Source organism: Candidatus Amarolinea dominans (assembly GCF_016704685.1).
In the GTDB taxonomy this organism is placed as follows: Bacteria; Chloroflexota; Anaerolineae; order SSC4; family Amarolineaceae; genus Amarolinea; species Amarolinea dominans.
In genome coordinates this window covers 111,377-128,493 of the sequence record NZ_JADIZS010000021.1, presented here as the reverse complement: position 1 = coordinate 128,493, position 17,117 = coordinate 111,377, and the positions used below count along the sequence as shown (strand labels likewise).

At 57.3% G+C, this 17,117-nt stretch carries 13 protein-coding genes; 12 read left to right on the top strand and 1 reads right to left on the bottom strand.

The annotated features are described in order from the left end of the window. The first annotated feature begins 48 nt into the window (after positions 1 to 48). The 10 genes from IPF85_RS15200 (at position 49) to IPF85_RS15155 (ending at position 8,970) form a co-directional block, all read left to right on the top strand. Positions 49 to 783, top strand: a complete 735-nt coding sequence (locus IPF85_RS15200; protein ID WP_343408919.1) for a DUF4386 domain-containing protein — start codon at positions 49 to 51, stop codon at positions 781 to 783. Positions 784 to 871: 88 nt separating this feature from the next. Continuing rightward, positions 872 to 1,144, top strand: coding sequence for a hypothetical protein (locus IPF85_RS15195; protein ID WP_343408918.1), 273 nt, complete (start codon positions 872 to 874; stop codon positions 1,142 to 1,144). 48 nt (positions 1,145 to 1,192) lie between these two features. After that, positions 1,193 to 2,182, top strand: a complete 990-nt coding sequence (locus IPF85_RS15190) for an NAD(P)-dependent alcohol dehydrogenase (RefSeq protein WP_343408917.1) — start codon at positions 1,193 to 1,195, stop codon at positions 2,180 to 2,182. Between the two features lie 32 nt (positions 2,183 to 2,214). Continuing rightward, positions 2,215 to 3,486: an NAD(P)-dependent alcohol dehydrogenase gene (locus IPF85_RS15185; RefSeq protein ID WP_343408916.1), complete on the top strand. Its 1,272-nt coding sequence runs from the start codon at positions 2,215 to 2,217 to the stop codon at positions 3,484 to 3,486. Between the two features lie 32 nt (positions 3,487 to 3,518). After that, positions 3,519 to 3,950, top strand: coding sequence for a hypothetical protein (locus tag IPF85_RS15180; RefSeq protein ID WP_343408915.1), 432 nt, complete (start codon positions 3,519 to 3,521; stop codon positions 3,948 to 3,950). Positions 3,951 to 3,992: 42 nt separating this feature from the next. Next, a complete protein-coding gene (locus IPF85_RS15175) occupies positions 3,993 to 4,862 on the top strand; it encodes an ABC transporter ATP-binding protein (protein ID WP_343408914.1) in 870 nt (289 codons plus the stop codon). Beyond that, a complete protein-coding gene (locus tag IPF85_RS15170; RefSeq protein WP_343408913.1) occupies positions 4,859 to 6,427 on the top strand; it encodes an ABC transporter permease subunit in 1,569 nt (522 codons plus the stop codon). The genes IPF85_RS15175 and IPF85_RS15170 overlap by 4 nt, the downstream gene beginning before the upstream one ends. A gap of 49 nt (positions 6,428 to 6,476) precedes the next feature. Beyond that, the gene (locus tag IPF85_RS15165; RefSeq protein ID WP_343408912.1) at positions 6,477 to 8,057 is read left to right on the top strand and encodes a LuxR C-terminal-related transcriptional regulator; all 1,581 of its coding nucleotides are present in this window, start codon (positions 6,477 to 6,479) and stop codon (positions 8,055 to 8,057) included. Positions 8,058 to 8,223: 166 nt separating this feature from the next. Beyond that, positions 8,224 to 8,520 (top strand): hypothetical protein, encoded by a 297-nt coding sequence (locus IPF85_RS15160; RefSeq protein WP_343408911.1) that lies wholly within the window; start codon positions 8,224 to 8,226, stop codon positions 8,518 to 8,520. A gap of 315 nt (positions 8,521 to 8,835) precedes the next feature. Further along, positions 8,836 to 8,970, top strand: a complete 135-nt coding sequence (locus IPF85_RS15155) for a hypothetical protein (protein WP_343408910.1) — start codon at positions 8,836 to 8,838, stop codon at positions 8,968 to 8,970. A gap of 75 nt (positions 8,971 to 9,045) precedes the next feature. On the opposite strand, the gene IPF85_RS15150 is transcribed toward IPF85_RS15155, so the two are convergent. Beyond that, on the bottom strand, positions 9,046 to 9,660 hold the full coding sequence (locus IPF85_RS15150; protein WP_343408909.1) for a glycerol-3-phosphate acyltransferase: 615 nt from the start codon (positions 9,658 to 9,660) through the stop codon (positions 9,046 to 9,048). 259 nt (positions 9,661 to 9,919) lie between these two features. On the opposite strand from IPF85_RS15150, the gene IPF85_RS15145 reads away from it, so the two are divergent. Beyond that, a complete protein-coding gene (locus IPF85_RS15145; RefSeq protein ID WP_343408908.1) occupies positions 9,920 to 13,060 on the top strand; it encodes a C25 family cysteine peptidase in 3,141 nt (1,046 codons plus the stop codon). Positions 13,061 to 13,322: 262 nt separating this feature from the next. After that, entirely contained in the window at positions 13,323 to 17,093 is a 3,771-nt protein-coding gene (locus IPF85_RS15140; protein ID WP_343408907.1) for a C25 family cysteine peptidase, read from the top strand. Positions 17,094 to 17,117: the final 24 nt, after the last annotated feature.

The window sequence follows — 17,117 nt, the reverse complement described above, 5'->3', positions numbered from 1 at the left end:
GCCAAACTTTGACACTTATCCGTATGGTTCAAAAAAGGAGATAGAGAAATGAATGTAAAAACAGAAAGCACATCTTCACCCAAGCGCCTCGCAAGAATCGCCGGCGTCTTCTACCTGCTTGTTGCCCTCTTCGGCGGTTTTGCCGAAGGGTTTGGAGACCCCAAGATGTACGTGGCCGGCAATGCGGCAGCCACAGCTGCGAACGTGCTCGCGGATCCCGGACTTGTCCGCATGATCGTCGTCGCCCACTTGGTGAATGCGGTCTTCTTCATCCTCACAGCTATGGCCTTCTACATCCTGTTTCAACACGTGAACAAAAGCGTGGCGATGGCGATGCTCATCTGCGTCGCTCTTTCGGCTGGCATCACTACCCTAAATGCGGTCTTCCAGTTTGAGGGCTTGCAGGTCGCAACCAACAGTTCCTACGTAGACGCCTTCGGTGCCGCTGGGTCGAATGCGCTCGTGTTGCTCCTGCTCGACATCCAGCACTACGGGACTCTCAGCGCGCAGGTTTTCTTCGGCCTGTGGCTGGCGCCGCTCGGGTATCTTGCCTACAAATCGGGACTGTTCCCCAAGGCGCTGGGCGTCACTCTCGTCGCGGCCACCGTCTACTACTTGGTACACCTAATCACCGCGTTCCTAGTCCCCGACTTCCATAAGCAGATCCAACCGTTCATTCTCATCGTGATCATCGCGGAGGTCTGGCTGCTCGGATACCTGCTCATAGTTGGCGTGAGGAACGTGAAGCCAGGCAAGAACATCCTTGCCGCCGCAACGGTGTAAACGCTATTGCACACGGCGGCTCATGAGACGAGCCGCCGTGTTGTGCGGAGTGGTAAAGGAAAAATAGTCATCACTGTGGAATAGAAGAATGTCAAATAAACGCAATCCAATCATTGATCCAATTCAAACAATCGTCTATCAGATCAGACTCAAAGGTCATTTGAGTCATCAATGGACAGAATGGTTTGAGGGACTGACCATCACGCTGGAAGATGAAGGCAATACGCTCCTGACTGGCCCGGTGATAGATCAGGCTGCCTTGCATGGATTGCTAAAAAAAGTGCGTGATTTGGGAATGCCATTGATCTCGGTCAATCGCATTAAACCTGACCAGAAAAATGCGTCAGAGGACAAGCAGTAATAGAGACAAGCTACTTGGAATTGAACACATTCTAAAACGGAGAATCAAATGAAAGCAATTGTATACACAGAATACGGATCACCAGATGTTCTTCAACTCAAGGAGGTAGCCAAACCTACCCCCAAAGACAATGAAATTCTCATAAAAATATATGCAGTATCTGTAAATGCGGCTGACCTCCATCTTTTAAGAGCTGACCCTTTTCTGATCCGTCTATCCTCTGGACTTCTAAAACCAAAAAACGAGATACTCGGATCTGACATTGCGGGACGGGTCGAAGCAGTTGGTAGTAACGTAACGCAGTTTAAGGTGGGTGATGAAGTATTCGGAGACATCTCCGCATGTGGTTGGGGTGGGTTTGCCGAGTATGCATGTGCTCGTGAAAATGCATTCGCGTTGAAGCCGACCAACCTATCGTTCGAGGAAGCCGCGGCGGTACCCATGGCGGCAGTCACTGCACTGCAAGGTATTCGCTACGCCGGACAGATTCGACCCGGGCAAAAGGTTTTGATCAATGGCGCGTCTGGTGGTGTGGGTACATTTGCAGTACAACTTGCCAAATCGAGCGGGGCTGAAGTGACCGCCGTGTGCAGCACCAGAAATTTGGACATGGCGCGCTCGATCGGGGCAGATCATGTCATTGACTATACCAAAGAAGATTTCACCAAGACCGGACAGCTGTATGACCTGATCATTGCCGCTAACGGAGACCGCTCGATTTCAGATTATAGGCGTGCATTAAGTCCCAAGGGGATTTATGTTCAGACCGGAGGTTCGATGGCTCAAATGACCCAAGCTATGCTTCAGGGACCATGGATTTCAATGACTGGGAGCAAGAAAATGGGCAATATGGGAGTCGCGAAACCAAACCAAAACGATTTGGCTCTTATGAAAGAGCTGCTTGAAGCAGGCAAGGTAAAGCCTGTGATTGATAGATGTTACCCGTTGAGTGAGGTTCCTGACGCAATCCGCTATCTTGAAGAAGGGCACGCCAAAGGAAAAGTAGTCATAACTGTGGCACAGAGGAATGAAAAATAAAACACAACCCAAAAACTGACCCAAGTCAACCAATGGTCTATCAAATCAGGATCAAGGGACATCTGAGTCATCAATGGACGGACTGGTTTGAGGGACTGACCATCACGCTGGAAGAGGACGGCAATACGCTCCTGACTGGACCGGTGATCGATCAGGCCGCGTTGCATGGATTGCTAAAAAAAGTGCGTGATTTGGGAATGCCATTGATCTCAGTCAATCGTGCCAATAATCCTAGCCAGGCAAATGCATCAATTGTCCAACAAAATTTCATATCGTCAAATCAAAACAACCCTGGAGGAATACTTATGAAAGCAATTATGTGGACAAAATATGGCCCACCGGATGGTCTTCAGCTCAGAGAGAGCGATAAACCTGTTCCGAGGGATAATGAAGTTCTGATAAGAATCGCTGCGACAACCGTAACAACAGGAGACTGTGAGCTGCGAAGCCTAAAAATCCCTGTCTTATTTCGGCTTCCCGTGCGAATCTATAACGGTCTCTTAAAACCAAAGAGAATAACCATACTAGGACAGGAGCTGTCCGGGGAAATTGAAACAACCGGCAAAGATGTCAGGCTGTTCAAGAAAGGTGACCAAGTTTTCGCATCCACTGGGCTTAGTTTTGGCGGGTATGCCGAGTACATCTGTCTGCCCGAAGAAACGAAAATGGGGGTGCTGGCCAAAAAACCGGTGAATATGACTTATGAGGAAGCCGCTGCCGTTCCTACCGGGGGACTGGAAGCATTGCATTTTCTTCGAAAAGGAAATATCCAGCATGGACAAAAGGTTCTAATTATTGGCGCAGGTGGAAGTATCGGTACTTTCGCAGTACAACTGGCCAGGCACTTTGGGGCAGAAGTGACTGGCGTGGACAGCACGAAGAAATTGGACATGCTGCGCTCGATTGGTGCACTCCATGTTATTGATTACACCCGAGAGGATTTTACTAAAAATGGAGAGACCTATGATGTTATTTTTGACATAATGGGCAAGAGTTCCTTTTCAGGCAGCATAAAATCACTAAAGCAAAATGGCCGCTATCTCATTGGGAATCCCGGACTGACCCAGATCGTTCGAGGACGATGGATTTCAATGAGAAGTAGCAAGAAAGTGATCATTGGGGCCGCCATCCAAAAGGTCGAAGATTTAGCTTTCCTCAAAGAGCTTATTGAGGCGGGGGCGATAAAATCGGTGATTGATAGACGTTATTCATTGGAACAGACCGCTGAGGCTCACAGGTATGTTGACACAGGGCAAAAAAAGGGAAATGTCGTCATTACGATAGGCAAAAATACCAAAATCTAGAAATTTGACTACTGATAACAAGGAGAAAGAAAATGAACCCAATCCAAAAGACCCCGAGAATTGCAGGGAATGCCGCAACTGTGTTGTACGCTCTAACGATTATTCTGCAACTTTTACTTGCCTCTGGAATCCTACCGATCACAATGGCTTGGGGAGGGCGGGAGCCTGTTTTGACAACGAACTTGAGACTTGCCAGCCTGGCATCTGCGGCTCTCCTATTCTTCTTTATCTATGTCATCCGCCGCCGTGCGGGACTTGTTAGTGATGCGCCTATCACGCTACTTATCAAAGTTTTGTCCTGGCTGATCACTGCGTTTTCCGCCCTCAACTTCCTGGGCATTCTGGCTTCACTGAGCAGTGGAGAAAAGATGCTGTTTGGTCCAATTTCCTTCTTGCTGCTCGTGGCTTGTATTTTGGTTTCGCTTTCAAAATCAGAGCCGCAGTCTACCGCGCCCAGAACATAATACAAGCTAGGCAAACCATCCAACTTTAACAAGAGAACACTAATGCAACTTACCGTTCAGAATCTCGGCAAGCAATACAAACGTGATTTTTGGGGACTCAAGGATTTTTCTCTTGATATCAAACCTGGTATTTTGGGATTGCTCGGACCAAACGGCGCAGGCAAGTCCACTTTCATGCGCATGCTCGCCACGATCACAAAGCCTACAAATGGGACGATCACATGGAACGGCACTGATGTCGTCAAATCTCCTGATGTTTTGCGCAACGTGCTTGGCTATTTACCGCAGGATTTCGGTGTCTACCCGAATCTCAATGCAGTTGAATTTCTCGAATACATGGCTGCCATCAAAGGACTCGACGCTGCAACCGCAAAGAAACGTATTGACGAACTGCTTCAACTCACGAACCTGGTCGAAGCTGCGAAGCGACCGCTGGGCGGATATTCGGGCGGCATGAAACAGCGTGTGGGCATCGCTCAGGCTTTGCTCAACGATCCGCAATTGCTCATTGTGGATGAACCCACTGTCGGGCTGGACCCCGAAGAGAGAGTCAGGTTTAGGAATCTGCTCTCAGATCTATCGGGAGAAAGAATCGTGATCCTGTCCACGCACATTGTTTCAGATGTGGAAGCGACCGCCACGCATATCGCGCTCGTCAACAAAGGTCAACTCTTGCGGGAAGATGCGCCTGAAAAACTATTGAATGAACTTGAACATAAAGTTTGGGAGTGGACAGTGCACAGCGACGACCTGCCCGCCCTCAAACAAAAGCATATTATCAGTGGAACCATCCGCCGCAGTGACGGCGTGCAGGTGCGCGTGGTCAGCGCGGACAAGCCTGATGCCAACGCGCAAAATGTTTCGCCAAATCTCGAAGACGCCTATCTGTTTTTCATCGGCGGCAAAAAATGAGATCCGTACACGTCATCTATTATTTAGCGCGCGCCGATTTTCTGGAACGCGTACGCCGTTATAGCTTTCTGGTCATGCTGGGATTGGCGGTATTCCTCGGCTACCAAACCGCCATTGGCAACATGGCGTTGCAACTTGGTTTGTATCGCGGCGAGTTTAATTCCGCGTGGGTCGGCGCCATGATGTCGCTGATCGCGACCTTCTTCATCGGCTGGTTCGGCTTTTATCTCGTCAAAGGCTCGGTGGCGCGCGACAGAGAGACCGGTGTTGGGCAGATCATGGCAACCACACCACTGACCCGTTCCCTTTATTTGATCGGCAAATGGTTAAGCAACTTCGCCGTCCTCATGTCAATGGTCACGGTGTTGGCGCTGGGCGCCATTGTCATTCAATTTTTGCAGGGCGAAAATACGCAGATCAATCTGTTCGCATTCCTGTCACCCTTCGTCTTCATCGTCATGCCGCTCATCGCGCTTGTTGCGGCATTTGCAGTATTATTTGAAGCAGTTTCTTTTTTACAGGGCGGCTTCGGAAACATCGTCTATTTCTTCGCTTTCATCCTCTTCCTGCCGCTTTTCATGGAAAACCCTACACTCAAACAATACCAGGCATTTGAACCAACAGGTCTGGGAATATTAGCAAGCGAAATGGGCAAAGCGGTCACCGCGATCTATCCCGAATACAACGGTGACTTTACCCTCGGCGGTGGATTTGTTTCTGCAACCAAAGTATTCACATGGAACGGCATCCATTGGACGACTGAATTAATCTTAGCCCGTTTCTCGTTGCTTGCTCTTTCCATTTTATTGATCTTTTTCGCCGCCCTTTTCTTTGATAGGTTTGATCCCTCGCGCAGAAAACCACGGCGGATTAAAGCGCAGCGCGCCGCATCAGAATCGGTGCCTGCACCTGCTTCAACATCCCAGGCATTATCTGCCGTTCATCTGACTCCTCTAAACAAAACCGCCAACCGATTCAGTTTCTTCAATGTCTTAATGGCTGAATTAAAACTTCTGCTCAAAGGACAGCGCTGGTGGTGGTATGTCGTCATGGCTGGGATCATCGTCGCCTGCCTGGTCAATCCATCCGCTACCGTGCGTGAGATTGTGCTTCCGATTGCATGGGTCTGGCCCATCCTGATCTGGTCAGCCATCGGCAACCGTGAGATTCATAATAACGTCCAGCAGATGGCATTCTCCTCCGCCTCCCCGCTGCTAAGGCAACTCCCCGCGCAATGGCTGGCTGGATTCATCGTCACCCTGCTGGTCAGCATCGGCGCGATCATCCGCCTTACAATGGACGGTGATACAACTGGCTTGCTGGCATTGTTTTCAGGTGCTTTTTTCATCCCATCTCTGGCATTAGCCTGCGGTGTGTGGAGCGGAACCAGCAAACTCTTTGAGATCCTGTATATGCTCATCTGGTATCTCGGCCCTTTGAACAAAATTTTGGAGCTGGATTACATTGGCTCTCATGGAAATGGACGTCCCGAATTCTTCATCCCATTTTCCATCGTGTTAATCGTCCTTGCATTGATAGGTCGCACGAGGCAAATCCGAACATAGCCTGGGGGGGATACTTTTTGAAGTTTGAGGGGCGTTGTATAATTGTTCCATGTCCACCGTATGGTATGAGGCCAATGGCCTGGAGACCGAAGCCTTCCACCATGCGGCTGCCGCCAATGACATCGAACGCGCCGAACGCCTGATCGAGGGAGGGCGCATACCCCTGCACTCACTCGGCGTGGTGACCGCCATTCTCGACTGGCTGGATTCGCTGCCCAAGACCGTATTGGATGTCAGGCCCAGGTTGTGGGTAAGGTCTGCCACGTCAACGCTCATGGCTGGACGGACAACCGGCGTCGAAGAGAAACTGCAAGCGGCTGAAAAAGCCATGCAAAATGCCGATCCCGATGACAAGACCCGCGACCTGATCGGACAAATTGCCGCGATCAGGGCCACGCTGGCGCTCCTCCGCTACCAGCCGGAGGAAACGATCGTTCAGGCGCGCCGCGCCCTGGAGACCCTGCACGCCGACAACCTGCCTTTCCGCAGCAGAGCGATCTGGACGCTGGGGTTTGCTCACCAGCTCCAGGGGGACCGCGCCGCGGCCCGTCAGGTCTATACCGAAGCCATATCCATCAGACAGGCGTCCGGGAATATCTACCTAACTATATTGGCTACAACAGGCCTGGGCCAAATACAGGAATCTGAAAACCAGCTTTGTCAAGCCGCCGAAACCTACCAACGCTCCGTGCAACTGCTTAGTGATCAGGGACCTCCAAATGCAAGCGAAGAGTTCCTTGGCCTGGCCCGCATCTACTACGAATGGAACGATCTCGATACCGCCGAGCAGTACGCACAGCAGAGTCTGCAGCTGGCGCGGCAGTATGATCGCGCGGTTGACAGATTCGTTATCTGTGAGGTGTTTCTTGCCCGCTTGAAACTGGCCCGGGGCGATGTGGCCGAGGCGGCCGCCATGTTGGCGGAGACCGAGCAGTCCGTGCGCCAAAGCAACTTCGTGCAGCGCATGCCCGAGGTTGCGGCCGCGCAAGTGCTGACGCTGCTGCGCCAGGGCGATGTGGCGGCAGCCGCTCGTCTCGTACAGACGCACGATCTCCCCATCAGCCGGGCGCGGGTGTTACTGGCCCAAGGGGATGCGGTCAAGGCGCTGGCGGCACTGGAGCCCTGGCGTCGGCAGACGGAAGAAAAGGGCTGGCAGGATGAACGGCTCAAGGCGATGGTTCTGCAGACGGTCGCGCTCCATGCGCATGGCGATGAGGACAAGGCGGCGCAACTGCTGGCCGAGGCCCTGGCGCTGGCCGAACCAGGCGGCTTCATCCGTCTGTTCATTGATGAAGGGCCGCCGATGGCGGAACTGTTGACAAGGATGAAGGATGAGGGCGGAACGCTTCGCGTGAAGGAGTATATCCACAAACTGCTCGCCGCCTTCGGTCATCAGGAAGAATTTCATCCTTCATCCCTCATCCTTCATCCTTCATTCGAGCCGCTGAGCGGTCGCGAGTTGGAAATCCTGGTGCTGATCACCCGGGGACTCTCGAACCGGGAGATCGGCGAACGGCTGTTCCTGGCCCTGGACACCGTCAAAGGGCACAACCGCCGCATCTTCGACAAACTCCAGGTGCAAAGCCGCACCGAAGCCATCGCCCGCGCCCGCGAGCTGGGCTTGTTGTAACCGCAAGTGTTCGTACCCCTCGACACTCTCCTCCCTCAGTCATCCAAAACAACACCTCCCACCAACACCAAAGTGTCTATACAACAACACCGCGGCGCCTGTATATTACCTGTGCCTTGAGCGAGCAGCTCAACCGGCGAACATCGGACACAACAGGTGCAAGGTCATGTCGAACGAACTCGAACCAACAACTGATCCGGGTCAGCCCGTGGTCTATCAGATCAGGCTCAAGGGCCATTTGGGCGCCGATTGGGCCGGGTGGTTTGGCGGCCTGACCATCACGCTGGCAGAGGACGGCGATACGCTCCTCACCGGCTCGGTGGTTGATCAGGCTGCGCTGCACGGCCTGCTCAAGAAAGTGCGTGATCTGGGCATACCTTTAGTCTCGGTCTGCCCCATCAAACCAAAGCCCCCGACTACGCTCGGGTCGGGCCAGGCCGACGTGCCAGATGTCAAATCGTAAGACTCAACCAGATCGTTCAATCGCTACGGCCCGCCGGAAGTGCTGCGGTTGGCGGATGTTTCCAAACCGGCGCCGCGTGACCACGCAGTGCTGGTCAAAATCCACTAAAGCCCAAATACACCACAAGGAGACAAAACGATGATCACTCAAGCGAAGAAAATCTCGGCGTTGGGAGCTGAGTTTCGATCTCAGCGCCAGTTCGGAAGAGATGGATCGCTTTCTGGCAAGCGCCGATTATGAATTTGAGTGCGCCAGCATCGTTGGGCGCAAGTTTGAGGATGTCGCCGACCACGCGCAGTATGTGCGTGAGGGCGGTTGCGCGAAGATCATCTCGGCATTGGCCGCTCGGGAAGCGCGACGGGAACGGCCCAGGCGGTGCTCGATTACGCCCAACCGGCCGCACGCCTGATCGGCGCTGGCGCACGCCGCCGCAGCCGGGCCGGATCATAGTCGCTAACGCACGGGAAGTATTCGATAGATGAATGCAATCAACGGTTCCGCCGAAACGGAGCGGGATCAACTCTCTTACCAGCGCGTCACGCGGCGTTCGGTGCCAGCCAGCAGGCGCTGGATGTTGGGGCGCAGCGACCACACGCAGGCCAGCGCGGTGAGGAAGCCGTAGATTAGATGCTCCCAATGGGCCAGGCGGGGAAAGGCCAGCAGGACGATCGTCAGCGCCGCGAGGCTGCCGACGGACGCGGTCAGTGTAGCCACGGACGCGTAGCGCGAGAAGTAGAAGACGATGATGGCAATGACCGCCATCGGAATGCCCACATAGAAGTTGAGCGCGATCAGCCCGGCGGCCGTAGACATGCCGCCGGCGCCGCCGCGGAACTTGAGAAAGACTGACCAATTGTGGCCGATGACGGCGGCCGCGCCGGCCAGCGCCGCGCCCAGTTCACCCGTCAGCAGGAGATGGCGCGCCAGGGCAATCGCCGCCACCGCCTTGAGCGCATCACCCAGCACCGTCAGCGCGGCCGGGCCAAAACCCAACGCCCGCAGCACATTCGTGCCGCCCGTGCGTCCACTGCCGTGCTGCAGGATGTTCACCCCGTACGCCTTGGCCACCAGGAATCCGATCGGAATTGCCCCGATCAAATAGCCAGCCAGTACCGCCACCACTACGTTTGTCCAGTTCATCTCCGACACCCTCCACATGACATGCAACCTGAGCGTTGGGCTGCCAACGCAGCCTGTGTGACATACAAAAACCCCGCGCATGGCATTTCGATGCGCCGGAGGGCGGAGACGGGAGACCGGAGACCGGAGATCGGCCATCGAAAATCGAATATCATCGCTGATTGCGTGTGGCGCTACTTGACAAGAACGCTACTTGCGCATAGATTAGCGCATGTTATTGCAACAAGCGCAATCAGGCCCCTCAAACCGGAGGTGTTCGATGTCCTGGAAGTTCACGCGTCGTTTCTTTCTCGTTTTGTTCTGTCTTCAACTGGCCGCACCGGTCAGCCTGGCAGCCCCTGCCCGGCCCGCGGCACCACAGGTGCCATCCATCGCCCCCGGCATTGCGGTCACTGAATCTAGCGAAGCCGACCTCGTGCTCGATCTTCACTTCGACCAGCCAATTTTGACCATCGTGCAGCAAGGCAGCACGACCTACACTGATATTTCCATGGGCGACGAGTTTGGCGCCACCGGCCAGCCGGGGTACCCGCAACTTCCGCTGACCGCGCGCATGGTGGCCTTGCCGCCTGGCGCCACGGCCACACTCACCCTGAGCGCTGCCGTGTGGCAGACCCAGTCCGTCTCCCAGCCCCTGCTGCCGGCTCCACGCTTTGACTTTGCCGACCAAACCCGTGTGGAAGAGGGCGCGGCGGTCGTCCCGCTGGTCGCCCGCGACCCGGCCGCTTACGCCGAGGATGCCTGGCAGCCGGCCGCGCCCGTGCGTTTGGGTGAACCAGCCCGCCTGCGCGACCAGGACATGCTCACGGTCGAATTCTACCCCGTGCGCTACAACCCAGCGCGCGGCGAAATCGCCTGGTTGACCCAGGCTCATGTCGTCATCCACTTTACCGGCGGCCAACCGGCTCCGGCAGCCCGCCCCGACCCCTACTTCGAGTCAACCCTGGCTGCTACGGTCTTGAATTATGATACCGCGCGCGCCTGGCGCACCGCCTCCGCACCGGTCACCCTGCCTGACTTCGTACCGGCCACCGGCGATGTGCGCATGGTCGTGCGCGAGAACGGCCTCAATCGCGTCACCTACGATGACCTGATCAACCTGGGCCATGATGACATCAGTCAGTGGCCGACGATCTTCTTCACCATCTCGAACAAGCGCGGCGAAGTAGCCCGCGACATCACCGATTCGAACAGCAACGGCCGCCTCGATCCGGGCGACGCCATCTACTTCTACGGGCAGGAGCCTGATCTGACCTACTACACCCTCGACAACATCTACTGGCTGCGCGTCAACAATGAAGCCCCCGGCCTGGCGATGACCAGCCGTTCCGCGCCGCCCGACGGGGCGCCGGCGCCCTCCTACTTCAAGACGACCCTGCGCACCAAACAGGAAAACTGGCGCTGGTCACAGCACATGGTGCCCTGGCAGGCCTGGTGGTGGGATCAATTCCAGCTCGGCTATCCCGGCGCCTACCGCGACTACACCTTCAATCTGCCCGAGGTAGCCACCGTGCCGCTGAGCGCCACCGTTTCTGTGCGCATTGGCGGTCGCTACTCCTGGCCGGAATACAACCCGGACCATCACAACAAGGTCTACATCAACGGCAGCGTCACGCCGGTCATCAATAGCTTCTGGGACGGCCGTACCCTGATTGACCTGGCGGGCAACCTGGATCAGGCGAACCTGGTCAGCGGGAACAATACGTTGCGTCTGGAAACCATCGTGTCAGATGTGGGACGGCCCGCCAACGCCCAGGTTGACTGGACCTACTTCAAGTGGGTAGATGTCACCTACTATCGCCACTACGCGGCCGTCAACCAGGAGTTGGAGTTCAGCCAGGAAACGCCTGGCACCTGGCGCTTCGTGCTGACCGGTTTGACCAACCCAGGCGTCCGGGTTTTCGACATTACCAATCCGCAAACACCGGTGCGGATGACCAATGGCGCGGCCGGGCCTGGCACCTTCTCGCTTCAGGACACCACCACGCCTGACCAGCGCTTCCTGGCCGTGGGCGCCAGCGCGGTGCGCACGCCGGCGGCCATGTCGCTCTACATCGCTTACTCAACCAACCTGCGCGATACGACGCGCCAGGCCGACTACATCTTCATCACCCATCCCAATTTCGCCAGTACCCTGCAGCCGTTGATCACGCATCGCCAATCGCAGGGGTACGACGTCGTTGTTGCTGACATCAACGCCGTGTACGACCAGTTCAACGCTGGCATCGTGGACGCCGAAGCCATCCGCACGTTTTTCGATTATGCCTACCATTCATGGGCCGCGCCGGCGCCGGCCTATGCCTTGCTCGTCGGCGGCTCCAACTTCAACCCGCACGGCCACAACACCGCCTACTACGGCCCCCAGCAACCCGTTTACGTCCCCACCATTGACCTGATGATTGATCCCTACCAGGGCGAATCGGCCGCCGATTCCTACTTTGCTGCCATCAGCGGCAATGACCCCCTGCCCGACATCTATCTCGGTCGCCTGCCGGTCATGTCCACAACCGACTTGACCACCGTGGTCAACAAGATTATCGCCTACGAGCAGAACCCCACACGCGGCGCCTGGCAGAATGACATCCTCTTCGTTGCCGACAACACAGATGACGCGGGCAACTTCGAAGCGGTGAGCGAAGCCATCATCGCCACGTACCTGACTTCGCCCGGTTGGGACTTGCGCAAGGTTTACTACAACCCGGGCATGGTCAATCCGCCTGATCCCTACTACAACACAGTGGATCTGGCGCGCGGGGCCATCCGCACCAAATGGAGCCAGGGCGTTGCGCTCGCCAATTACGTTGGTCACGCGTTTCTCGACTACTGGGGCTCGACAGTGACCGATCAACAGTGGCACAACAACGACACCCCTACCCTGTACAACGGCGCCAAGCTGCCGTTCCTGATCTCGCTGGACTGCCTGGATGGCTACTTCGACTATCCCAACCGTCCCAGCATGGCGGAGAAATTCCTGACCCACAACAACGGTGGGACGGTTGCGCACTTCGCACCGTCGGGCCTGGGCATCGCCACCGGGCATGACTATCTGCATCGCGGCTTCTACAACGCCATTGTGAACAACCATGTGCTTCAGACCGGCCCGGTGGTCATGGCGGCCAAGATCAATTTGCACACCAATGTCCCGAACTACTTCCAGGATCTGCTCTACACCTTCGGCTTGATTGGCGATCCGGCCATGTCTCTCGTGCCCCTGTGCCGCACCACCGACATCAACTGCGACAACCGCGTCAACATCGTGGATATCCAGAAGGTGTCTGCCCACTGGAACACCAGCAGCGGCCAAACTGGCTACGTCGGTCGCTACGACGTGACCAACGACGGCTCGATCTCGATTGCCGACATCATCGCCACCGCCACCGACTACGGTTGGAGCCAGTAACCGCCGCGACGGGGGCGTGAGAACCACCGGCGGACTACAGAGGACACAGAGAAAAAATAACTCTGTGTCCTCTGTATTGCCACGTACTCATCACTTTGGACACAGCTCGACACCGATTCACACCGATCGTTTTTTATTATCCGTGTTGATCCGTGTACCAATTGATTGACAAGCCTTTGAGACTGTGATATAGTTGCGGCGTAAGTTCTGGGGAGGACTTGGGGAGGACGCCGCCAGCATTGCCCTTTGGAGGCATCCAACCATGAAATTATTCTCGCTTGTTGTTCTGATCACTTCGCTGCTCTTGCCCACCCTCAGCAGCGCAGCCCCGCAAACATCCGCCCTGTCTGCAACGATTCGACGCAGCGCTGACACAGCCGATCATGCGCCAACGTCTGTGCGCGTCCTCAGCGCAGACGATACTGGCCTGGTGTTGGCCCTGGACACGCCGGACTACCAGGTGACCCGCGTCGAAACCGCGCAGGGCGCCTTCGACGCCATCCAGGTGGCCGGGTATGCCAGCAGCCAGGAACCTGGTCAACCCCAACTTCCCATGCAGGGCGCTCTGCTTGCCATTCCACCGGGCGCCCAGGTCACGGCAGAGGTTATTTCCAGCGACGGCCAACTCCTGCCGCAGCGCCTCGACCTGCTGCCAACCCCGCGCCAGGTAGTTTCTACGATGGATCCGGCTGCCCAGGCTGCAGCCGATGCCAGCGGAATGCCTTCCAAACCTGTTCCCGTTTACGAACGCAGCCGCACCACCGCCAGCGGCGTTGATCTCTTTCCCGCGCAGCTCGTGCATGTCGGTGAGGTCGCCTTCGTGCGCGATCAGCGCGTCGTGCCGGTGCAACTCTATCCATTCCAGGCGAACCTGACCACCGGCGCCGTGACCTATCACAAGCATCTACAGGTGATACTGCATTTCAGCTATCCTGACGGCGCGGTCGCAGCCCAGGCGCCGGCCGCGGCCGAATCACCGTATGTCGAATCTATGCTGCGCAGCGCCGTGCTCAACTACGACAGCGCAACCGCCTGGCGCGAACGTCCGCCGGCCGCGGCGCGCCCCGGCGTCGTGCCGCCGGCTACGGGCGAGTTTCGGCTGAGCGTCAACGCCGACGGCCTCTATCGCGTCACCTACGCCGACCTGGTGGCTGCCGGCCTCGATCCGAACAGCGTCAACCCGCAGCAGTTTGCCATGAGCAATCAAGGCGCCGCAATTGCCATTGTCGTGGCCGGCGAAACGGACGGCCGTTTCGACCCCAATGACACGATCGAGTTCTACGGTCAGGGCTGGAACAGCTATTACACCAAAACCAATGTCTATTGGCTGGATGTGGATGGCCCGGCCGGTCCGCGCATGGGGACGCGCGATGTCACCCCTGGCAATGCCCCCATACCGACCAGTTTCCGCACCACGTCTCACCAGGAAGAGCAGGTGTGGCGCTGGACGCAGCACCTGCAGAACAACAAGACCTGGTGGTGGCAGAAATACACCCTGTATGATAATCCTAACGCCACCCAAGTGACGGCCACCCTGCCTCTCGTCCTGCCTGGCGTGGCGGTGCAGAGCCAGCCGGTTGGCGTGCGCGTGGCCATGGCGTCGAACACCGATTATCCGCAATTTCCCGATCATCACGTGCGCGCCTATTTCAACGACACCTCAACGCCGGTGGATGAACACCAGTGGAACGGCCGCGATCCCATCGAGTTGGCCGGGACAGCCACCGGCAGCCTGCTCGCCGGGACCAACACGCTCTCGCTGCGCGCCGTCTTCGACATGGGAACGCCCTACGCCTACGACATCTACTACCTGGACTGGGTCGAGATTACCTACGACCGCCTGTATGCCGCGCAGAATGGCGAGCTCTATTTTAGCGCCGACGCCGCCAACACCTGGCGTTTCAGCCTGGACGGCTTCACGACCCTGGCCCGCGCCTTCGACGTGAGCAATCCCAACAGCCCGGTGCGCCTGCTCAACAGCCAGATGAACGGCGGACAGCTGACCCTCCAGGACAGCGCCGGCCCCAGCACCCGTCTGTACGCCGTGGGTGACAACGCATTGCGCACACCGGCTGCCATCCAGCGCTACACGGCCCCTGCGCTCGATCTGCACGCCACGAGTCAGCGCGCCGACTACTTGCTCATCACCCACACCGATTTCATGCAGGCGGTGCAGCCGCTGGCGCAGTTCCGCACCGGCCAGGGCATGATCGTCGAAGTGATTGACGTGGCCTGGCTGTACGACCAGTTCAATGCAGGCATCCTTGACCCCCAGGCCATCAAGAATTTCATTGACTATGCCTATCATCAGTGGGCCGGGCCAGCGCCCAGCTTCGTGCTTCTCGTTGGTGACGCCAACTTCAACCCCATGGGCTACAACCCCACCTACTACGGACCGTGGGAGCCAACCTATCTGCCTACGTTCAACCTGGTCATTGACCCCTACACCGGCGAAGTAGCCGTTGATAATGAATTCGCCACGGTGAGCGGCAGCGACATCCTGCCCGATCTCTACATCGGACGTATGCCGGCGCAGACAGCGGCCGCCGCCAGCGCGATGGTGAACAAGACGATCGAATACGAACGCATCACGCGGCCGGCCGACTGGCGCCAGCACATGCTGTTCGTGGCCGACAACTACTTGAGCGCCACCGGCGTGCCTGACCCGGCCGGTAACTTCGAAGAGGTCATCCAGGGCGTCATCGCCGAAACCATCCCCGACTGGTACACGATTGACCGCGTCTACTACGACCCCAACCCCAACCGGCCACCCGACGCCTGGCGCTATCCAACTACCAACCAGGCCCGCGACGCCGTGGCCGCGGCCATCAATAACGGCGCCCTCTTCACCAACTACGTCGGCCATGCCACCATTGACAAATGGGCCGAAAACGTCTGGACCACCGGCGATATTCCCCTGCTCAACAACCTCGATCGGCCCACGATTGCCGTCTCCATGGACTGCCTGGATGGCTACTTCGACTGGCCCAACCGCCCGAGCCTGGCCGAGACCATGCTGGCATACGCCAACGGCGGCACCGTGGCCCATTGGGCGCCGACCGGCCTGGGCGTTGCCACCGGCCATGACGTGCTGCACAAAGGATTCTACAAGGCCATCAATGGCGATGGTGTTGATTTCTTTGGCGGCGCCGTCACCGCCGGCCGCTTGAGTCTGGCCGCCCGCGGCGCCTTCCCCGACCTGGTGCAAACCTTCATGATGTTTGGCGACCCGGCCGTGCGCTTTGTCACGCCAGCCTCGCCGCAAGAACTGGCCGTCAACCTGAACAGCACGCCGGGCGGTGTCGTTGGTTTGGGCAGCACCGTCACTTACCGAATTCGCTATGCCAACAACGGCAGCGCCGACGCCGCCGACGCCACCCTCAACTTCCCACTGCCTCCCGGCCTTGTAAACGCCAGCTACACCTCCAGCGGGCCAACCATCACGCCGCTGAGTGGCGCCACCTATGCCTGGAACATCGCTTCCATCCCGATTGGCGCGACCGGCATCATCACCGTGCAGGCGCAGGTCAACCCGGCGCTGACCGCTGCCCAGGCGCCCATCATCACCACGGCTACCTTGCGCAATCGCTGGATCGAGCCAGACATCAGCAACAACAGCGCTCGCCTCAGCCTGGATGTGCTCCTGGCCGATCGCTATGAAGCCGATGACACGCTGGCAACCGCCCATGCCATTCCCGGCATCGGCTTGCCCATGCGTCACACCCTGCACGCCAACGCCGATGCAGACTGGGCCTGGTTCGATGCCCAGGCCAACCAGCGCTTCTTCCTGCACACCGGCTCGTTGACCGGCAATGGTGACACCGTGCTCTCCCTTTTCGCGGCCAATGGCAGCCAATTGGGGCAGAACAATGACTTCACGGCCGGCGTACTGTGGTCCGGCCTGCAGTGGACGGCCCCGGCCGACGGGCGCTATTACGTGCGCGTGAGCAGCCAGGGCACGCCCGGCCCCTTCGCGTACGACTTAACGGTAGATTGGCAAAAACGGGTCTTCTTGCCCTGGGCACGAAAGTAACCCGGAAAGCGAACGGCGAATCAC